This is a genomic window from Plantactinospora sonchi, from assembly GCF_036422035.1.
Classification (GTDB): Bacteria; Actinomycetota; Actinomycetes; order Mycobacteriales; family Micromonosporaceae; genus Plantactinospora; species Plantactinospora sonchi.
Genome location: NZ_JAZGQK010000006.1, coordinates 366942 through 384184, shown reverse-complemented (window position 1 = coordinate 384184; position 17243 = coordinate 366942). Strand labels below are relative to the sequence as shown.

General features: G+C 72.0%; 14 protein-coding genes. 4 read left to right on the top strand and 10 right to left on the bottom strand.

Translation table 11 applies throughout. The features are described 5' to 3' along the window. Positions 1 to 7 precede the first annotated feature (7 nt). Positions 8 to 1321 (bottom strand): aminotransferase-like domain-containing protein, encoded by a 1314-nt coding sequence (locus tag V1633_RS08170; protein ID WP_331213576.1) that lies wholly within the window; start codon positions 1319 to 1321, stop codon positions 8 to 10. Further along, entirely contained in the window at positions 1318 to 1443 is a 126-nt protein-coding gene (locus tag V1633_RS08165) for a hypothetical protein (RefSeq protein WP_331213575.1), read from the bottom strand. The genes V1633_RS08170 and V1633_RS08165 overlap by 4 nt, the downstream gene beginning before the upstream one ends. Positions 1444 to 1833: 390 nt before the next feature. On the opposite strand from V1633_RS08165, the gene V1633_RS08160 reads away from it, so the two are divergent. After that, positions 1834 to 2493 (top strand): GNAT family N-acetyltransferase, encoded by a 660-nt coding sequence (locus V1633_RS08160; RefSeq protein WP_331213574.1) that lies wholly within the window; start codon positions 1834 to 1836, stop codon positions 2491 to 2493. A 196-nt stretch (positions 2494 to 2689) separates the two neighbouring features. On the opposite strand, the gene V1633_RS08155 is transcribed toward V1633_RS08160, so the two are convergent. The 7 genes from V1633_RS08155 to murJ all read right to left on the bottom strand — a co-directional run bounded on the left by V1633_RS08155 (position 2690) and on the right by murJ (position 11995). Then, positions 2690 to 3859, bottom strand: coding sequence for an N-acetylmuramoyl-L-alanine amidase (locus V1633_RS08155; RefSeq protein ID WP_331213573.1), 1170 nt, complete (start codon positions 3857 to 3859; stop codon positions 2690 to 2692). A gap of 393 nt (positions 3860 to 4252) precedes the next feature. Further along, positions 4253 to 4576 (bottom strand): thioredoxin, encoded by a 324-nt coding sequence (trxA, locus tag V1633_RS08150; protein ID WP_331213572.1) that lies wholly within the window; start codon positions 4574 to 4576, stop codon positions 4253 to 4255. Positions 4577 to 4599: 23 nt separating this feature from the next. Beyond that, positions 4600 to 5556, bottom strand: coding sequence for a thioredoxin-disulfide reductase (trxB, locus tag V1633_RS08145; RefSeq protein ID WP_331213571.1), 957 nt, complete (start codon positions 5554 to 5556; stop codon positions 4600 to 4602). A gap of 182 nt (positions 5557 to 5738) precedes the next feature. Beyond that, a complete protein-coding gene (locus tag V1633_RS08140) occupies positions 5739 to 6893 on the bottom strand; it encodes a hypothetical protein (RefSeq protein ID WP_331213570.1) in 1155 nt (384 codons plus the stop codon). Further along, entirely contained in the window at positions 6890 to 7684 is a 795-nt protein-coding gene (gene sigM, locus V1633_RS08135) for an RNA polymerase sigma factor SigM (protein WP_331213812.1), read from the bottom strand. The genes V1633_RS08140 and sigM overlap by 4 nt, the downstream gene beginning before the upstream one ends. A gap of 298 nt (positions 7685 to 7982) precedes the next feature. Continuing rightward, positions 7983 to 9596 carry a protein kinase family protein gene (locus tag V1633_RS08130; RefSeq protein ID WP_331213569.1) on the bottom strand — a complete coding sequence of 538 codons (1614 nt, stop codon included), beginning with the start codon at positions 9594 to 9596 and terminating at the stop codon, positions 7983 to 7985. 677 nt (positions 9597 to 10273) lie between these two features. After that, complete coding sequence (gene murJ / locus V1633_RS08125) at positions 10274 to 11995, bottom strand: murein biosynthesis integral membrane protein MurJ (RefSeq protein ID WP_331213568.1); 1722 nt, start codon at positions 11993 to 11995, stop codon at positions 10274 to 10276. Between the two features lie 153 nt (positions 11996 to 12148). Between murJ and V1633_RS08120 the strand changes: the two genes are divergently transcribed. From V1633_RS08120 to V1633_RS08110, 3 genes are all read left to right on the top strand, one after another. Next, positions 12149 to 13711 carry a CCA tRNA nucleotidyltransferase gene (locus V1633_RS08120; protein WP_331213567.1) on the top strand — a complete coding sequence of 521 codons (1563 nt, stop codon included), beginning with the start codon at positions 12149 to 12151 and terminating at the stop codon, positions 13709 to 13711. 108 nt (positions 13712 to 13819) lie between these two features. Continuing rightward, positions 13820 to 14464, top strand: coding sequence for a hypothetical protein (locus V1633_RS08115; RefSeq protein WP_331213566.1), 645 nt, complete (start codon positions 13820 to 13822; stop codon positions 14462 to 14464). 9 nt (positions 14465 to 14473) lie between these two features. Then, positions 14474 to 15502 carry a hypothetical protein gene (locus V1633_RS08110; RefSeq protein WP_331213565.1) on the top strand — a complete coding sequence of 343 codons (1029 nt, stop codon included), beginning with the start codon at positions 14474 to 14476 and terminating at the stop codon, positions 15500 to 15502. Between the two features lie 191 nt (positions 15503 to 15693). Here V1633_RS08110 and V1633_RS08105 read toward each other — a convergent pair whose 3' ends face one another. After that, positions 15694 to 17229 (bottom strand): flotillin family protein, encoded by a 1536-nt coding sequence (locus V1633_RS08105; RefSeq protein WP_331213564.1) that lies wholly within the window; start codon positions 17227 to 17229, stop codon positions 15694 to 15696. Between the last annotated feature and the right edge of the window lie 14 nt (positions 17230 to 17243).

Here is a 17243-nt window from a genome sequence, read left to right as displayed (position 1 = left end):
CCGGAGATCATGCCAAGTCGGGACCTGGCACGTCGGCACCGGCCTGGCCCCGGCGTCGGGCCGGGCCGGTGACCGCGCCGAAGACCTCCCGCATCGCGGTCTCCTGCTCCATCACGGTGGCCAGCCGGCGCACGCCCTCGCGGATGCGCTCCGGGGGCGGGAACGAGAAGTTGAGCCGCATGTGGCCGCCGCCGGTGCCGTCGGCGTAGAAGCCGGTGCCGGGCACGTAGGCGACCCGGGCGGCGATGGCCCTCGGCATCATCGCCTTGGCGTCGAGCCCGTCCGGCAGGGTCGCCCAGACGAAGAGCCCGCCACCCGGTTCGGTCCAGGTGGTGCCGGCCGGCATGTAGTCGGCGAGCGCGTCGAGCAGCGCGTCGCGGCGTTCCCGGTACACCTCGCGGTAGATCTTGATCTGCTGCCGCCACGGCATGGTGGAGAGGTAGGTGGTGACGGCGGACTGGGCGAAGGCGCTCGGGCAGAGGATCTGCGCCTCGGTGGCGATCACCAGCTTGTCCCGTACCGCGTGCGGGGCCAGGATCCAGCCGACCCGCAGCCCGGGCGCGAAGGTCTTGGAGAAGGTGCTGAGGTAGAAGACCCCGTCCCGGCGCCGGGACCGCAGCGGCGCGGGGGCCTCGCCGTCGAACCAGAGCTGGCCGTACGGGTCGTCCTCGACCACCAGCAGGCCGGCGCGCTCGCAGATGTCGAGCACCCGTTCCCGGCGCTCCTCGCTCAGCGTCACACCGGCCGGGTTCTGGAACGTCGGAATGGTGTAGAGGAACTTCGCCCGACGACCGGTCCTGGCCACCTCGGCGATGGCCAGTTCCAGCGCCTCCGGGATCAGCCCGTCGGCGTCCATCGGTACGTGCACCACCTGGGCCTGGGCGCTCTGGAAGACGCCGAGCGCGCCGACGTAGGTGGGGCCCTCGGCGAGCACGACGTCGCCCGGGTCGAGGAAGAGCCGGGCGACGAGGTCCAGCGCCTGCTGACCGCCCACGGTCACCACCACGTCCTCCGGGGAGGCGCCGCAGCCGACGTCGATGCCGGAGAGGGCCATCACCTCGCAGATCCGCTCGCGCAGTTCGAGGGTGCCCTGGCCGATGCCGTACTGCAGCGTTGTCGTGCCCTGCTCGGCCGCGAGCTGGTTGAGCATTTCGCCGACCGCGTCCAGCGGCAACGCGGCGATGTAGGGGGCGCCACCGGCGAGCGAGACGACCTCCGGACGGCTGGCGACGGCGAAGAGGGCTCGGATCTCCGATGCCGTCATGCCGCGGACCCGCCGGGCGTACCGGTCCGTGTAGTCGTCATGCGTCGTGCCGGTCATGTCGTCTCCTCGCTGCGCTCGTCACCGCCATGACCCGCGCGGGCGGGTCGGCCGACGCCGGTGACCACCTGCCGGGCCGTCGACACCCGGGCCGGCAGGAGGCCCGTGCCACGCTGGGTCATGTCGTCTCCCGCGCTGGTCGCCGTCACCGCTGGGCGGTTCGCCGTCGTCAGGGGCCCGGTGGGGCGCGTCCGCATCGACGACTCTCGGCCCCTCCGGGCGGTCGACCGGTAGTTTCGCCGATCGGCGCTCGTCGGTCGATCGTAATCCCGCTCACCACGTCCGGTCCTCACCTCGGCGGACGGTCCACATACCGGACCGGCTGAGTCGCGCTGGGTGACCTGGGGATCACCCCGGCGGAGGTCACCCGGTCCCGCTGGATGCCCGGTACGGGCTCTCCTCTCCCGAGCGGCGGACTTCCGGCGTACCATCGCTCGTTGGGGATAGTGACCCGGGGATGGCGATATTCACGGTCTTCGGACGCTCCGAGATGATTTTTGGGGATTACGCCGATGTCGCGACGTCTGGTCAGTCTGACCCTCGACACTCTCGAGGACCTGCCCCGGCCCTGTCGCCAGTGCGTCTACTGGGAGCTGGATCCGGTGGCGGCCGAGCGTGCCTGCGAGGCGGGTGATCCTGGCCTGGAGAAGGAGGCATGGGTCTCCCAGACGCTGCTCGAGTGGGGCTCCTGCGGCAAGCTGGTCTACGTCGACGGTATGCCCGCCGGATTCGTGATGTATGCGCCGCCGGCCTATGTTCCCCGCTCGATGGCGTTCCCGACCTCGCCGGTCTCCGCCGACGCCGCGCTGCTGACCACGGCACACATCGTCACCGCCTTCGCCGGGGGTGGACTGGGCCGCATGCTGGTCCAGGGGGTCGCCCGGGACCTGACCAAACGCGGCATCAAGGCGATCGAGGCGTTCGGGGACGCGAAGTTCGGCGACGCGGGTGAGGGCGCCGGCCACTGCGTCGCACCGGCCGACTACTTCCTCTCGGTGGGCTTCAAGACGGTACGTCCCCATCCGCGCTATCCCCGGCTGCGACTGGAACTCCGGACCGCGCTGTCCTGGAAGTCGGATGTCGAGTACGCCCTGGAGAAGCTGCTCGGCTCGATGAACCCCGAGGGCCTGCTCCGGCCGGTCCGACCGGCCACCCGGTCCACCGCCGGCTGAGTCCCCGCCTGCCGCCGCCCTGCTGGCGCCACCGCCGGCTGAGCCCTCGCCTGGGTCGTCCGGGATCCGGAACCCTCCCCGGGACCACCCTGGTCCCCTGCGCGGGCGTCTGGGGGCCTCTCCGGGGCGTCCGCGCTACGGCCAACGAGGCGCCGGACGGCCTGACCCGGTGCGTGACCGGTGGCCGGCGGTCGGTTCAGTCCCGGGCGGCCGAGCCGGCGGCGACCATCGCCCGCAGCTCGCTCACGTCGATCGAGCCGGTCGGGACGTCCTGCTCGACCGGGTAGTACATCCGCTGGACGGCGGCGACGATGGCGTCCACCACCCGGTCCCGGAACCGTGGATCGGTCAGCCGGGCGCGGTCGGCGGGCGAGGTGAGGTAACCGACGTCGACCCGGACCGCCGGCATCCGGGTCATCCGCAGCAGCTCCCACGACTTCGCGTGGGTGTGACAGTCACGCAGCCCGGTCCTGGCCACGATCTCCCGCTGGACCAGGCCGGCCAGGCGCTCGCCGACCGTGGAGGTCACCCCGTTGGAGGTGCCGTAGTGGTACGTCGCGACCCCGTCCGCCTCCGGGTTCACGTGGCCGTCGACGTGCAACGAGATCAGCAGGTCGCCGCCGAGCTCGTTGGCCAGCTCGGCACGGTTGAGGTCGGACAGCGGGGCGGCGGGCGCGGGACCCCGGGTGAGGTGGACCCGTACGCCGACAGCGGCGAGCCGGCCCTCCAACCGGGCGGCGAGGTCGTACGCGAGGTCACCCTCGGTCCAGCTCAGCCGGCCGTCGGTTACCACGAAGCCGGGATCGAAGGGATCGTGTCCCGGGTCGATCACGATGACCTTGCCGACCAGGTTCGGACCGGACTGTCGGAACGCGTCGGACTCACGGAGCCACTGCGGGCGGCCGCCGACCACCTTCCGGCCCAGTCGACGGAGCGCGTTCATGGTCTGTGGTCCACAGGCGCCGTCCGGGCCGAGCCCGACCTCACGCTGGAACTGGGCCACCGCACGGGCGGTCCGGGCGCCGTACACCCCGTCGGCACGACCGACGTCGTAGCCCATCTCCAACAGGCGTTCCTGGAGGGTCCGTACGTCCTCGCCGACGAGCGGGTCAGGGAGCGCCTGGTAGAGCGTGCGGGCACCGAGCCGCCAGCGGGCCGCGTCCAGGGCCCGCCAGGTCTCCGGGCCCACCTGCCCGTCGCAACTCAGCCCCCGGTCCTGCTGGAAGGTACGGACCGCGTGTTCCGTCCCGGCATCGAAGTCGTCGGCGCCCGGAGGCCCGCCGGCGGGCAGCAGGTTCAGGCTGACCAGGACGGAGCGGATCTCCGTCACCGCGGGTCCGCGATCACCACGTCGGATCGGACGCACGGACGACCTCCTCTGCATGCCTGCGAGCTGTCTGCCCGCCCCGTCGGGCGGAACCGGAGCGAGGGCCGCTCCGGTCGGTGCACGGCGTTCCTGATGCCCCGGACCCCGGCCGGTCGTCAGCCGCCGGTACACCTCACGGGGGAGGAACGCTTCCGGAGCGTACCGTGACCCTGCCGCCGCCGTCCGCTGTTGCCCGGAGCCGGCACGGGCCAAACGACCTGGCCGGGCCCGTCGTCGCCGGACCGGGTGCCGAGGGGCACCGGTACCCGGCTCCGACGACCGGCGACCGCCCCGCGCAGCACCACGCGTGACCCGTCTGACCTGGGCGGAGACGACCGCGCCCGCATCCGTCGTCGCGGATGCGGGCGCGGGACGAAACTGACGGCGGTGGCCTCAGAGCGCCGTCTCGATGAGCTTGACCAGATCGCTCTTGGGTCGGGCACCGACGATCGACTGGACCGGCTCACCACCCTTGAACACGGTGAGGGTCGGTGCCGACATCACCCGGTACGCCCGGGTCGTCTCCGGGTTCTCGTCGATGTTGAGCTTGACGATGCGGACCGCGTCGCCCATCTCGCTGGCGATCTCCTCCAGCAGCATGTCGACCTTGCGGCACGGGGCGCACCACTCGGCCCAGAAGTCCACCAGCACCGGCCTGTCGGACTGCAGCACGTCACTGACGAAGTTGGCGTCGGTGACGACGCTTGTTGCTCCCACTGGACCCTCCTCGGGGGTTCTTTTCAGTCTTCTTCCAAAGTCGCCAGGAACCGTTCGGCGTCCAGCGCCGCGGCGCAGCCGGTACCCGCCGCGGTGATCGCCTGCCGGTAGGTGTGGTCGACCAGGTCACCGGCGGCGAAGACGCCGGGGACGCTGGTCCGGGTGCCCGGCGCGTCCACCTTGACGTAGCCGTTCTCGTCCATCTCGACCTGGCCGCGGAAGAGTTCGCTGCGCGGGTCGTGCCCGATCGCCACGAACACGCCGCCGACCTCGAGCGTCTTGGTCTCGCCGGTGTGTGTGTTGAGCAGCCGGACGCCGGTGACCTTGCCGTCGTCGCCGAGCACCTCCTCGACCACGCTGTTCCACTCGACCCGGATCTTGTCGTTCGCCAGGGCGCGGTCAGCCATGATCTTGCTGGCCCGGAACTCGTCGCGGCGGTGGATGATCGTCACCTTGCTCGCGAACCTGGTGAGGAAGGTCGCCTCCTCCATCGCCGAGTCGCCGCCGCCGACCACGACGATCTCCTGCTGCCGGAAGAAGAAGCCGTCACAGGTGGCACACGAGGAGACGCCGTGGCCGAGGTACTCCTGCTCACCCGGTACGCCCAGCGGGCGCCAGGCCGAACCGGTGCTCAGGATGACCGCCTTGGCGCGGTAGGCCGTCTCGCCGACGTACACGGTGTGCGCCGCGTCGGAGCCGGGAACGCCGGTGTCGACCAGTTCGACCCGGGTCGCGTCGTCGGTGACGAACTCGGCGCCGAACCGTTCGGCCTGCTTGCGCATCGAGTCCATCAGCTCCGGACCCATGATCCCGTCGGCGAAACCGGGGAAGTTCTCCACCTCGGTGGTGGTCATCAGGGCACCGCCGGACTGCACACCCTCGATGACCAGTGGTTTGAGATTGGCCCGGGCGGCGTAGACCGCGGCTGTGTACCCGGCCGGCCCTGAGCCGACGATGATCAGGTTGCGGACCTCATCCACTGCCGTCTCCCGATGTGTGTCTCTGCGCCCCGACGCGTCGCGTCGATGGCGGTCCGAGCGCCGGCCGCGTACGGCGTCGGCGCTTGCAAGCCAGAACGTCATCGTACGAACCGGGGATTCCCGAGCCGGTCATCCGGTGGGTCATGTCACTGCCTCGCCGAAACGGCCGCTGAGGCGTTGTTTCACCCTACCCGGGTCTGATAAGTGACGTCGGCCTCCGTCGGAGACGTTCCGCACTCCGGTCCGGTCGCCCAGGCCCACCGCACCCCGGACCGGTCGGTGAAGACGACAACAAGAGCGGCGCTGCCCTCGAACCGGGCGTAGTCCACCAGTTCGACGGTGACCGGTCCCCGGGCGTGGGCCGCGGCGACCGCGTCGAGGCACCGGGCGAGGACGGCCGGGTCGGCCAGCCGCTCCAGTCCGGGAACCCGTTTCGGCGTACCGCTGGTGCGGGAGTCCGGTACGCCGGTGGCGGCGTCGTCGGGGCTGCCGGCCGGGCTGTCCTGCTCGCCCACTGCCGCGCTGCTCTCCGAGGTCACGGGGTCCCGAGTGAGCGGCTCCCGTGCGAGACCGTCGGCGGTGCCGGCGAGCGTGCTCGACGTGTAGTTGCTGCCACTGGACAGGACCCGCTCGGTGGAGGGCTCCGGCACCGTCCGGGGCGGCCCGGAACCGAGCATCGGGGCGTTCTCGGCTACGTCGCCGGTGGCGGTGTACGCCGTACCGGCGGCCTGGTCGCTGCTACCCGACGTCACGCCCAGGCGGCTGATCGCGAAGCCGGCGAACCCGACCACCACGACGGCGAGCACGACCGGCCCGGCGGCCCGGCGGACCCACCGTCGGCGGCGGCCCGGCCCTCTGGTGGCCGACGACGGGGCGGTGCGGGCCTGCACGGGTACGGCGGGGAGTTGGCGCCCGGTCCTGCGCGGAACCCGTCCGCCGTCCGGCTCCGGATCCTCCGTCGTGTTGTCGGTCGAGGTGGCCCCGGCCGCCGAAACGGTCCGGTCGTCGGTTCCGGTCCGGTCCGCCGGCCCGGCGTCGGCGGCCGGCTCGGCGCGGCTCACCTGGGCGGCGGGACCGGCCAGGGCCGCCCGGCCGAGCACCAGGTCGAGGCGGTCGACCACGGCCGCCGGCATCGGCTCCGCAGCCGTGGCCAGCGCCGCCAGGTCGTGCCGGACGCCGTCGAGACCGCCGGTCAGCGCCGCGTACGCCGCCGCCCAGTCCGGGGACTGTGTAACCAACCGGCTGACCTCGGCCTCGTCGGGGGTGCCGTCGAGCGCGCCGCCGACATAGTCGGCCAGCAGGTCGAGATCGACCTCCCTGAACTGGCCGCCGGTCACGGTTCCTCCTGCTCCTGGCCGGGTGGAGTCCGGCTTCGATCCTGTTCCGCCACTATCTGATCATGTGTGGACCGGGCGGACGGGCCACGTCCGGACCGGGTCGACGTAGGTCGGACGTCGGGGCCGGAGCCGGGGTTCCCACCGGTGACCGGCGGCACGTCACCGGCCTTCCCGCCGGCGTTCCGCCCGCCGGTCGTGGCCGCCGGTCCGTCCTCGGGCGCCCGCAGATGGCCGAGGAGTACGGCGAGTCGGGCCCGCCCACGGGCACATCGGCTCTTCACGGTGCCCTCGGCGACCCCGAGGATCGCCGCGACCTCGGTGACCGGGTAGCCCTGCAGATCCACCAGGACGAGGGCGGCCCGCTGCTCGACGGGCAGTTCGGCGAGCGCCTGCCGGACGACGAGCGCGGTGTCGTGGTCGACGGCCGGCGCGGCCGGCTCCACGCCACCGACCCAGCGGGCGCTGTCGGCCGACCGGGTGCTGTCGGGCAACGGCACCGTGGGATGGGCCTGCCGGCGACGGATCCGGTCGAGGCAGGCGTTCACCACGATCCGGTGCAGCCAGGTGGTGACGGCGGCGTCGCCCCGGAACCTCGACGCCGCCCGGTGCGCGGAGAGCAGGGCGTCCTGCAAGGCGTCCGCCGCCTCCTCCCGGTCGCCGACGGTCCGCAACGCGACCGCCCAGAGCCGGTCCCGGTGCCGGTGGAAGAGGGTGGCGAACGCGGTCCGGTCGCCGTCGGCGTGCGCCCGCAGCAGGTCGACGTCGTTGCGTTCCGCCGCTTCGGTGAGCACCTCGGTCCCGGCCGGGGCGGTGGCGTCCGCCTCGCCTGCCGCGCGGGAGACCTCGTCCGTGCCGCCCGTGGGGCGGGAAACCTCGTCCGCCGCTCCGTCCTGGGGACGGGCGGTCTCCCGTGCCGTGGCAGTGCCGTCTCCCGGTGGTGCCGCCACGTCGCCGACCGACCGGACCGGACCCGTCTGCGGCCTCGGGGGTGTCGCCGCCGGGCTGGTCTGGCCGGCGGCGTCCGAGCCCCGTGCGCCGGTCATGGCCGCACGATAACCGAGTGTCGCCTTTTCTGGGCTGACCGGAGACTCACCGGGCCTGGACCGTTATCTCCTGGACGCCGATCTTGTAACGGAAGGGCTCGCTCTGCGGCAGCTCGGTGATCCAGAGCATGAGGTACTGGTACTTCTGGCCAGGAGTGAAGTTGCTGAAGTTGACGGTCGAGCCGTCGGCCTTCTCGTACGGGTTGCCGATCCGCTCCTTGTACGCCCGCAGCAGCGCCTTGTCACCGGCGTCGGTGGACGGGAAGTCCGCGGTGCCCCAGCGCAGTTCGGCGGAGACGCCGGGCGCGGAGAACTCGACCTGAACGCTGGTGACCTCCCTCGGCTCACCGAGGTTGATCAGGATCCCCATCCCGGGCTTCGTGTTACCGAAGTTCGGCTGGTTGTGGTAGCTCTCGGTCTCCCAACCCTCGTTGGAATCACCGTCCACCACCTTTTCCACGCCGTCCAGCTCGCTCCGGGTACCGCCCGGGTCGATCACGCGTACCTGGTTGGGCCTGAGGTCGAGCTTGACCGGCTTGCTGGCCGGCGGCTCGGGCTCACCGGCGGCGCCGGCCTGGGCGGTGACGGTCGGCCCCGGCGTCGGAGCCGCGTCGGTGCCGGCGGGCTCGCCGTCGGAGAGCACGTTGATGCCGATCAGGAGGCCGACCAGGGCCACCACCAGCAGTGCGCCGATCCCGATCAGGGTTTTCCGACCGCCGGTGGCCGGCAGGTCCGGAGCGGCCTCGCCACTGGTGAAGCGCAGCGGGCCGCTGTCGAAGTCCTGTTCCTCGGCGGCCGCGGCCAACCGGCCGAGCTCGGCGGAGAGCACGTCGGAGGAGGGGGCCGCCAACTGGGCGTCGAGCAGGTCCATGGTCAGGTCGTCGAGGTACGCGGGCACACCGGCCCGTACCTGTCGGGGCGCGGCGATGGCGCCGCTGGCGTCCCGGACCGCGTCCTGGACGGAGGCCCGGGCCCGTCGGACGTTGCCGCCGGTGAGCGGCGTCTCGGCGTGCGGCCAGTGCCCGGTCAACGCGTAGTAGAGGACACCGCCGACCGCGCGTACGTCGGTCTCCGGGCTGTCCGCGCCGTCGGTGCGCGCGTCGGCGAGCACCACCCGCCCGTCGTTCGCGATCATCACGGTGCCGGGGTGCACGTTGCCGTGCACCATCCCGGTGGCGTGGATCGCGGCGATCGCTCCGGCGACGGCGTGTGCGACAGCGGTGGCGCGGGCAGGGTCGAGGGGACCCTCGGCGACCACCTCGCGCAGCGAGTGGCCGTCGACCCACTCGCGGACGACGTACGCCCGGTCCTCCTCGTCGATCGCGTCGTAGACGCCGACGAGGTTGGGGTGGATCACCCGGCTCGCCACGACGGCGGCCTGGAGCATCTCTTTCGCGGAATCGCCGCCGGGGTGGCGCAGCACCACCGCGACCGGCCGGCGCAGTATGACGTCGACGCCGCGCCAGACCTGTCGACCGGCGCTGTCGTCGTTGATGTGCTCCGCAAGCTGGTACCGCTCGGCCAGAATCTCACCGACGGCGGGCGCACCGAAGGTCATCACGGGAGGAGTGCCCTCGTCCGCCTCCTGACCTTCGCCGACCTGGGTCACCCGTCCTCCCTCGGTGATCGTGTCGATCGCTGGACCCGTGCTGCTGGGCATTTGGCTTCCGTTCCGCCTTCGAAGGAATTCGGACGGCCATCGGCCCTTTCTAGCCTAGGCGTTCGCCGCATCCGTCGAGAGCGACCTTACCCGGGTCTGACTGATCCCCGACACGTCATCTTGCGGCCGTAGGCCACCAGCTGCCGGAGATGTCGTGAAGCGCACCTGAACGCCCGGTGTCATCCGCCTTCCCGACACGTGCGGTTAGCAATCTATAGGTTGATTTCAACTGTCTTACGTCGGGTTGCTGTCTCAGCCCGGGCATGGCAGCCGAACCTGTCTTTCCGGACCGGCGGAGCTTCGACCGGGCCCGGGGTGGGCCCTCGACGCCTTCCCCGCGGGACGGCGATTATGCCGTCGGCGAGTCAACTGAGGACAGCGGCCGTCGGCGACACCGACCGGTCCGGTGTGCCGACCGGCGGCACCCGATCCTGACGGCCAGTCAGTTGATCCTGACGTCCTGTTATCCACAGCTGTCACCTGGGCTTCTTCAACAGATCGCCGGGTTATCCACAGCGATATCCCCAGGTGTTTCCGGGCCCGGCGCCGGCAGCGGGCGCCGGGCGAGGAGCACCGGCGGGGTGGCGCGCGCCGGAGCGGACGAGACGGCGTCCCCTGCCGAGGGGGAAGCACCGTGGTGGCGGGGGAGAGTTGTCGTGCGGGTCGTGGCGTGTCGGTCAGCGACCGAGGCGGCGGCGCAGCATGCCGACGACCTCGGTGATCTCCCGGATCCGCAGCAGCATCGCGAGACCGAGGTACGTACCGCCGATGGCCGCGCCGCCGATCACCACCTCGACGAACCCGAGCAACTGGTTGCCCAGCGCGTCACCGGGCAGCAGCACCATGACCAGCACGCCGACCAGGGTCGCGCCGAGGGCGGCGACCAGCACCCGGCCGAAGGTGTTGACCATCGCGCCGATCCCGATCCGGCCGATCCGGGGACGCAGCAGCCGCGCGGAGATCACCGCCGCGGCGATGTACGAGACGGCGTTGCCGATCATCATTCCGGAGGCCAGGAACGAGAGCGAGAAGGCGGCGAAGACCAGCACCTGCACCAGGATCCGGAGCAGCACCACCGGGATGTTGATCAGAGCGGGCATCCGGGTGTCGGGCAGCGCCCAGAAGGCGAAGGTGAAGATCTGGCTGATCGAGAAGGGAATCAGCGCCAGCGCGGCGACCAGCAGCACCGGCGCGATGGCCCCGGCGTCACCCTGGGCGGCGCCGTAGTCGAAGAGGACCACCGAGATCGGGTCGGCGAGGACGGCGTAGCAGACCGCGATCGGGGCGAGGACGGCGGTGACGGTACGGACGGTCCGGGACAGGTCGGCCGCCATCTCGCCGAACCGCCCGTCGGCGGCGGCCGAACTCATCCGGGGCATCAGCGCCGTGATGATCGAGACGGCGATGATCCCGTGCGCCATCATCAGCAGCAGGAAGACGTTGTTGTAGATGGCCGGGCCGGCGGACTTCTTGTCCACCTGGTTGAGCAGGTTGAACAACACGATCAGGCCGATCGAGTTGACCACCACGTAGCAGAGCATCCAGCCGCCGAGCCGGCCCAGTTCCCGTAGGCCGAGGGCCCGGAAGTCGAACCGCCACCGCCAGCGGAAGCCGACCTTGCGCAACGCCGGCACCAGGCCGGTCACCTGGACCACGATGCCGAGCAGCGTGCCGCCGCCGAGCAACAGGATCTGCCCGCGGCTCAGGTCGCCCGGTTCGACGAGCTTCGCGCCGTAGACCACGATGTAGAGCGCGCAGGCCGCGATGATGACCAGGTTGTTGAGGATCGGCGCCCACATCGGGGCGGCGAAGTGCCCCCGGGTGTTCAGCACCGCGGCGATCAGCGCGCTCAGCCCGGAGAAGAAGATGATCGGCAGCATCAGCTGGGCGAGGTCGGTCACCAGGTTGTGGTATTCGTCGCCCCGGTTGCCGGCGTAGATCGCGGTCAGCAGCGGGGCAGCGGCGATCGCCAGCACCGTCGCCACACCGAGGGCGAGCGCCGCCAGGGTGAGCAGACGCTGGGCGTACGCCTGGCCGCCGTCCGGATCGACCTTGCGACGGCGCACCAGTACCGGCACCACGACGCTGGTCAGCACGCCGCCGAGCAGGAACTCGTAGACCATCTGCGGAATGATCAGCGCGGTGGCGTACGCGTCGTTGACCGCGAACGTGCCGATCGCGGCGGTGACCATCAGGGTGCGGAGGAAGCCGGTCCCCCGGCTGACCAGGCTGCCGATCGCCATGATCGCGCTGTTGCCGGCCGCGCTGCCCTCGGCGGTCTCCGGCGGTGGGCTGGTGCTGTCGATGATCGGACTGGTGCCGATCAGTGTGGCACCGTCCTGCGGCGGCGGTACCCCGTCGGGCATGGCGTTCGCGCTGCGGTACAGCCCGCTTGCCATGTCAACCTCCCGAGAGGGGTACGGCGGGCAGGGCGCCCGCCGGCACTGCTGGAGACCTTAGTCAACCGGGCGGACCGGCGTCGGGGCGCGTCACTGCCGACCGGTGTGCCCGGCGCCACCGGGTGCTGGTCGGCCCGCTAGGCTGGCGATTCCATGTCCGAAGCATCCGTTCCGCAGGCAGCCCGTTCCGCGCCGTCCACCAGCCGGTCGGCCGGTCCCGCGTCCACCGCACACTCGACCGGTTCCGGCGGTCCCGCCCCTGACGGTACCGACCCGGCGACGGCGGGCCGACTGTCCGCCGCCCAGCGCAACGCGGTCGCGGAACTGCTCCGGGTCTCCCCCGTCGCCGACGAGCTCGGCCGGCGGTTCGCCCGCGCCGGACACGAACTGCACCTGGTCGGCGGCTCGGTCCGGGACGCACTGCTCGGCCGGCTCGGCGACGACCTCGACTTCGCCACCGACGCGCACCCGGACCAGACGCTGCGGCTGCTCAAGGGCTGGGCCGAGGCGACCTGGGAGACCGGGCGCGAGTTCGGCACGATCGGCGCCCAGCGCGACGGGCTGCGCCTGGAGATCACCACCTTCCGCGCCGAGTCGTACGACCAGGTGAGTCGGAACCCCGTGGTCGAGTACGGCACCAACCTCGTCGACGACCTGCGGCGCCGCGACTTCACCGTGAACGCGATGGCGGTCAGCCTGCCCGGGCACGAGTTCACCGACCCGTACGGCGGGCTCGACGACCTCGCCGACCGGATCATCCGTACCCCGGGGACCCCGGAGGAGTCCTTCGGCGACGACCCGTTGCGGATGCTCCGGGCCGCCCGGTTCGCGGCGCAACTGCGGTTCGCGGTACATCCGGCGGTCCGGGACGCGATGCGGGCGATGGCCACCGACCTGGACCGGATCACCGCCGAGCGGATCCGGGACGAGTTCACCAAGCTGCTCTGCGGCGCCGACCCGGTGACCGGGCTGCGGTTGCTGGTCGACACCGGGCTGGCCGACCGGTTCCTGCCGGAGCTGTCCGGGCTGAAGCTGGAGATCGACGAGCACGCCCAGCACAAGGACGTCTACGAGCACACCCTGATCGTGGTGAGCAACGCGATCCGGTTGGAGGGCGAGGGCGGCTGCGACTTCGTACTCCGGATGGCCGCGCTGATGCACGACGTCGGCAAGCCGGCGACCAAGGCCGTCGGGTCGGACGGCCGGGTCAGCTTCCACCACCACGAGGTGGTCGGGGCGCGGCTCACCAAGCAGCGGTTGAAGGCGCTGCGCTATCCCAAGGACGTGATCGGCCAGGTGGTCGGGCTGGTCGGGCTGCACCTGCGGTTCTACGGGTACGGCCGGGGCGAGTGGACCGACTCCGCCGTGCGGCGGTACGTCACCGACGCCGGTGACCTGCTGACCCGGCTGCACAAGCTGACCCGTTCCGACTGCACCACCCGGAACCGGCGCAAGGCCGCACAGCTCTCCGCCGACTACGACGCGCTGGAGGAGCGGATCGCCCGGTTGCAGGACGAGGAGGATCTGGCCCGGGTCCGTCCCGACCTCGACGGCAACGCGATCATGGAGCTGCTCGGCGTACCGCCGGGGCCGATCGTCGGCCAGGCCTGGCGGCACCTCAAGGAGGTCCGCCTGGAACGCGGCCCGCTGGACCGGGACGAGGCCGAGGCGGAACTCTGGCGCTGGGCCCGCGACCAGGGCGTCGTCGGCGGCTGACCGCCGTCTCCGGTCGACGGAGCGGCACGGCTCATCGCGCGTCGGTCCGCTCCGCTAGCGTCACAGTCGACATCGGAGCTGTCGTCGGCGGGCGTCGAGGAGGCGGGCGTGACGGTCTCTGGGCGGCCGGGCGGCCGTTCCTACCTGGTGCCGATCGTGGCGTTGACGTCGACGCTCGTCGCCCTGGTCATCGCGATCGTGGTGGTCCTCGTCCTCGGTGACGGCGGTGCGGAGTCCCGCGACGGCCGGACCGGGTCCGCGGCGGGACCGACGACCGGACCGGCGGTCGGTGACACCACCTCCGCCGGCCCGCCCACCGGAGCTGCCGCCGAGGGGGCGGACTGCCTGGTCGGCACCTGGCGGGTCACCGAGCACCGGGAGCAGGTGGACGTGCCGGACGTGGGTCGGCTCAGCTTCACCGGCGGCGCCGGGGCACGGCTGTCGCTGAGCGCGGAGGGCGCGGCGATCGCCGACTACGGCACCGGTACCAGCCACCGGGCCGACTACGCGGGGCAGGACGTCGTACTGGAGTTGCGTGGCCGGGTCAGTTACCGGTACGAGGCGACCGGCGACCGACTGGAGCCGCTCGACCTGCGTTCCGACGCCGAGTTCCGGCTGTCGGTCGGCGACCGTCCCGCCGGCGACTGGCAGCCGTTCACCGCCTCGACCGCGCCGTCCAGCTACACCTGCGTCGGGGATTCGCTGACCCAGCGGTCCCTGGTCGCCACCATCCTGTACGCCCGAGCGGATTGAGCACGCACGATGACCCGACTGACCACCCCACCGCCGCCGGCCGGACTGCTGGACCGCTTTCCCGGGCTGGCGGCGCTCGGCCGTACCACCACCCGGTTGCATCCGCGTCCGGACGAGTACGTCACCTCGGCCGACAGCCACGTCGGCGGGCCGCTCCGCTGGCCGGCCGCCGAGCCGTGGCCGACCTGCGACGTTCCGCACCAGGTCCAGACCGAGGCGCCGATCCCGGCAGAGCTGGTCGAACGGCTGGGGAGCGCCGAGTCCTCGCGTCGACTGGTCGCCCTCGGCTTCACCGGGTGGGGTTCGGTCAACGGCGGGCCGGTGGTCGGTTACCGGTACGAGCCGGTACCGCATCCCCGACCGAATCCGATGGTGCCGGTGGCACAGTTGCGCGCCGGGGACATCCCGGACCTGCCCCGGCCTGGTGGCGCCGACCTGCTCCAGGTGTTCTGGTGCCCGTTCGAGCACGCCCAGGACGGACTCTGGGGCCCGACGGTCCAGCTGCGCTGGTGGCGTGAGGCCGATCTGACCGACCCGGTGGAGCGGACCTCGGCGGCCGACCCCGGGGCCGAGCCCGAGGTCGGCGAGGAGCACTACCTGCCCCAGCCGTGTCGGCTGCACCCGGAACAGGTGGTCGAGTACCCGTACCCGGAGGAGTTGCCGGCCGACCTTCGGGAGCGGGTGGACGACTGGCGGGTGGACGTCACGGAGGACGTGGACCGGAACTACGTCGCCACGTTGATGGCACCCGGCTGGAAGGTCGGCGGGTATCCGGCCTGGAACCTCACCGACCTGTTGCCGACGCCGTGCCCGGACTGCGCCGGCCCGACCTCGTTGCTGCTGGTCATCGCCTCGTCGGAGTACGACGGCGGAACTCGGTGGCGGTGGCTGCCGGTGGAGGAACGACCGGCGGACGGTGGGTCGCCGGATCTGGACGTCCAGGAGCCGACCGGGATCACCGTGGGCCGCTCGGGATCGTTGCGGATCTTCGCCTGCCTCCGCTGTCCCGGCACCCCGTTCCGGCTCGACCAGCAGTAGCCACCCGCCGTTCGGTTCGGTCGGCGCCGGTTCGGCCACCGACAGCGCCGCGGGGGGGGGCGGCCGGCCCCCCCCCGCCGGGGGCGGCGGGGGGGGGGGGGGGGGGGGGGGGCGGGGGCGCCCCCCCCCCCCCCGCCCCCCCCCCCCCCCCCCGCCCGCGGGGCCCCCCCCGCGGCTGGTGTCTCCGGTGGTCAGCCCTTGTCGACGGCGGTCGAGGTCTTGCCGCCGTTCGCCAGGGTGCCGTCCACGACCTGGTCGCCGCCGCTGCGGGCGGCACCGAGCCGGGCGAGCAGTCCGGCCAGGTCGACGCCGGTCAGGTCGGTGCCGAGCTGCAACCCCTGGGCGACGTTGGCGGCGACGGACTTGGTCAGCGAGCCGGCACCGTCGGTGGAGATCACGGTCAGCTTGTCGATCGCACCGATCGGGGCACTGGCCGCCTCGACCACCTGCGGCAGCATCTTCACCAGCAGGTCGAGCACGGCCGCCTCGCCGTACGCGGCGAAGGCCTCGGCCTTCCGCGACATCGCCTCGGCCTCGGCCTGGCCGCGGGCCAGGATCGCCGCGGCCTCCGCCTGGCCCTCCCGCTCGATCGCCTCGGCGATCGCGGTACGACGCCGCTGCTCCGCCTCACCTTCCTTGGCACCTTCGATGGCGTTCGCCTCGGCCAGTGCCGCCCGGCGGGCCCGCTCGCCCTCACCGGTGAGTCGGGCCTGTTCGGCAGCGGCCTGGGCGGCGGCGATGGTCGCCTGCCGTCCGGCGTCGGCCTGGAGCACCGCCGCGTTGCGGGCCGCCTCGGCCTCCTGTTCCACCTTGTACCGGGCCGCGTCGGCCGGCTTGCGGACCTCGGTGTCGAGCTGGCGCTGCTTGAGTTCGGCGTTGCGCTCGGCGACCTTCTGCTGCTCGGACAGGATCGCCTGGTCCCGCTCGGCCTGGGCCAGCGGACCGGCGGCGGCGGACTTCGCCTTCGCCGCGTCGATCTCGGCCTGGATCCCGGCCTGCTTCAGCGCCAGGTTCCGGTTCGCCTCGGCGATCGCCTCCTCGGCGAGTAGCCGCTCCTGCTCGGCCTGCTGCCGGGCCCGGGCCTCGGCGATCGCGGCGTCCTTGAGCACCCGGGCGGCTTCCGGACGCCCGAGGTCCTGCAGGTACGACCCCTCGGCCAGGATGTCCTGCAGCTGGAAGGTGTCGAGCACCAGGCCCTGGTTGGTCATCGAGTGCTCGGCCTCCTCGGCGACCGCGCTGGCGAACGCCGCCCGGTCCCGGATGACCTCCTCGATGGTGAGCCGGCCGACGATCGACCGCAGCGCACCGGCGAGCACCTCACGGGTGAAGCTGTCGATCTCGTCCTGCTGGTGCAGGAACCGCTGCGCGGCGGCGCGGATCGCGTCCTCGGTGCCGCCGACCTTGACGATCGCGACACCGTGCAGCTCGGCCCGGATGCCCTGCTTGCTGACCGCACCCTTGATGCTGACGTCGATGCGCCGGCTGGACAGGTCGAGGGACTGGAGTTTCTGCACCACCGGCAGGACGAAGACCGAGGCACCGAGGACGACCTTCTGGCCGGACATGTCGGTGGACCGGCTGCCGTCGGCGCTCTGGGTCGTACGCCCTTTGCGGCCGGTGACGATGAAGGCCTCGTTCGGCCCGGCGACCTTGATCCGGGAGAGCACGAAGAGGACGAGGATGAAGGCGAGCAGTACCGCTCCGCCGATGGCGACGAGGATCAGCATGACACCGTCCGTTC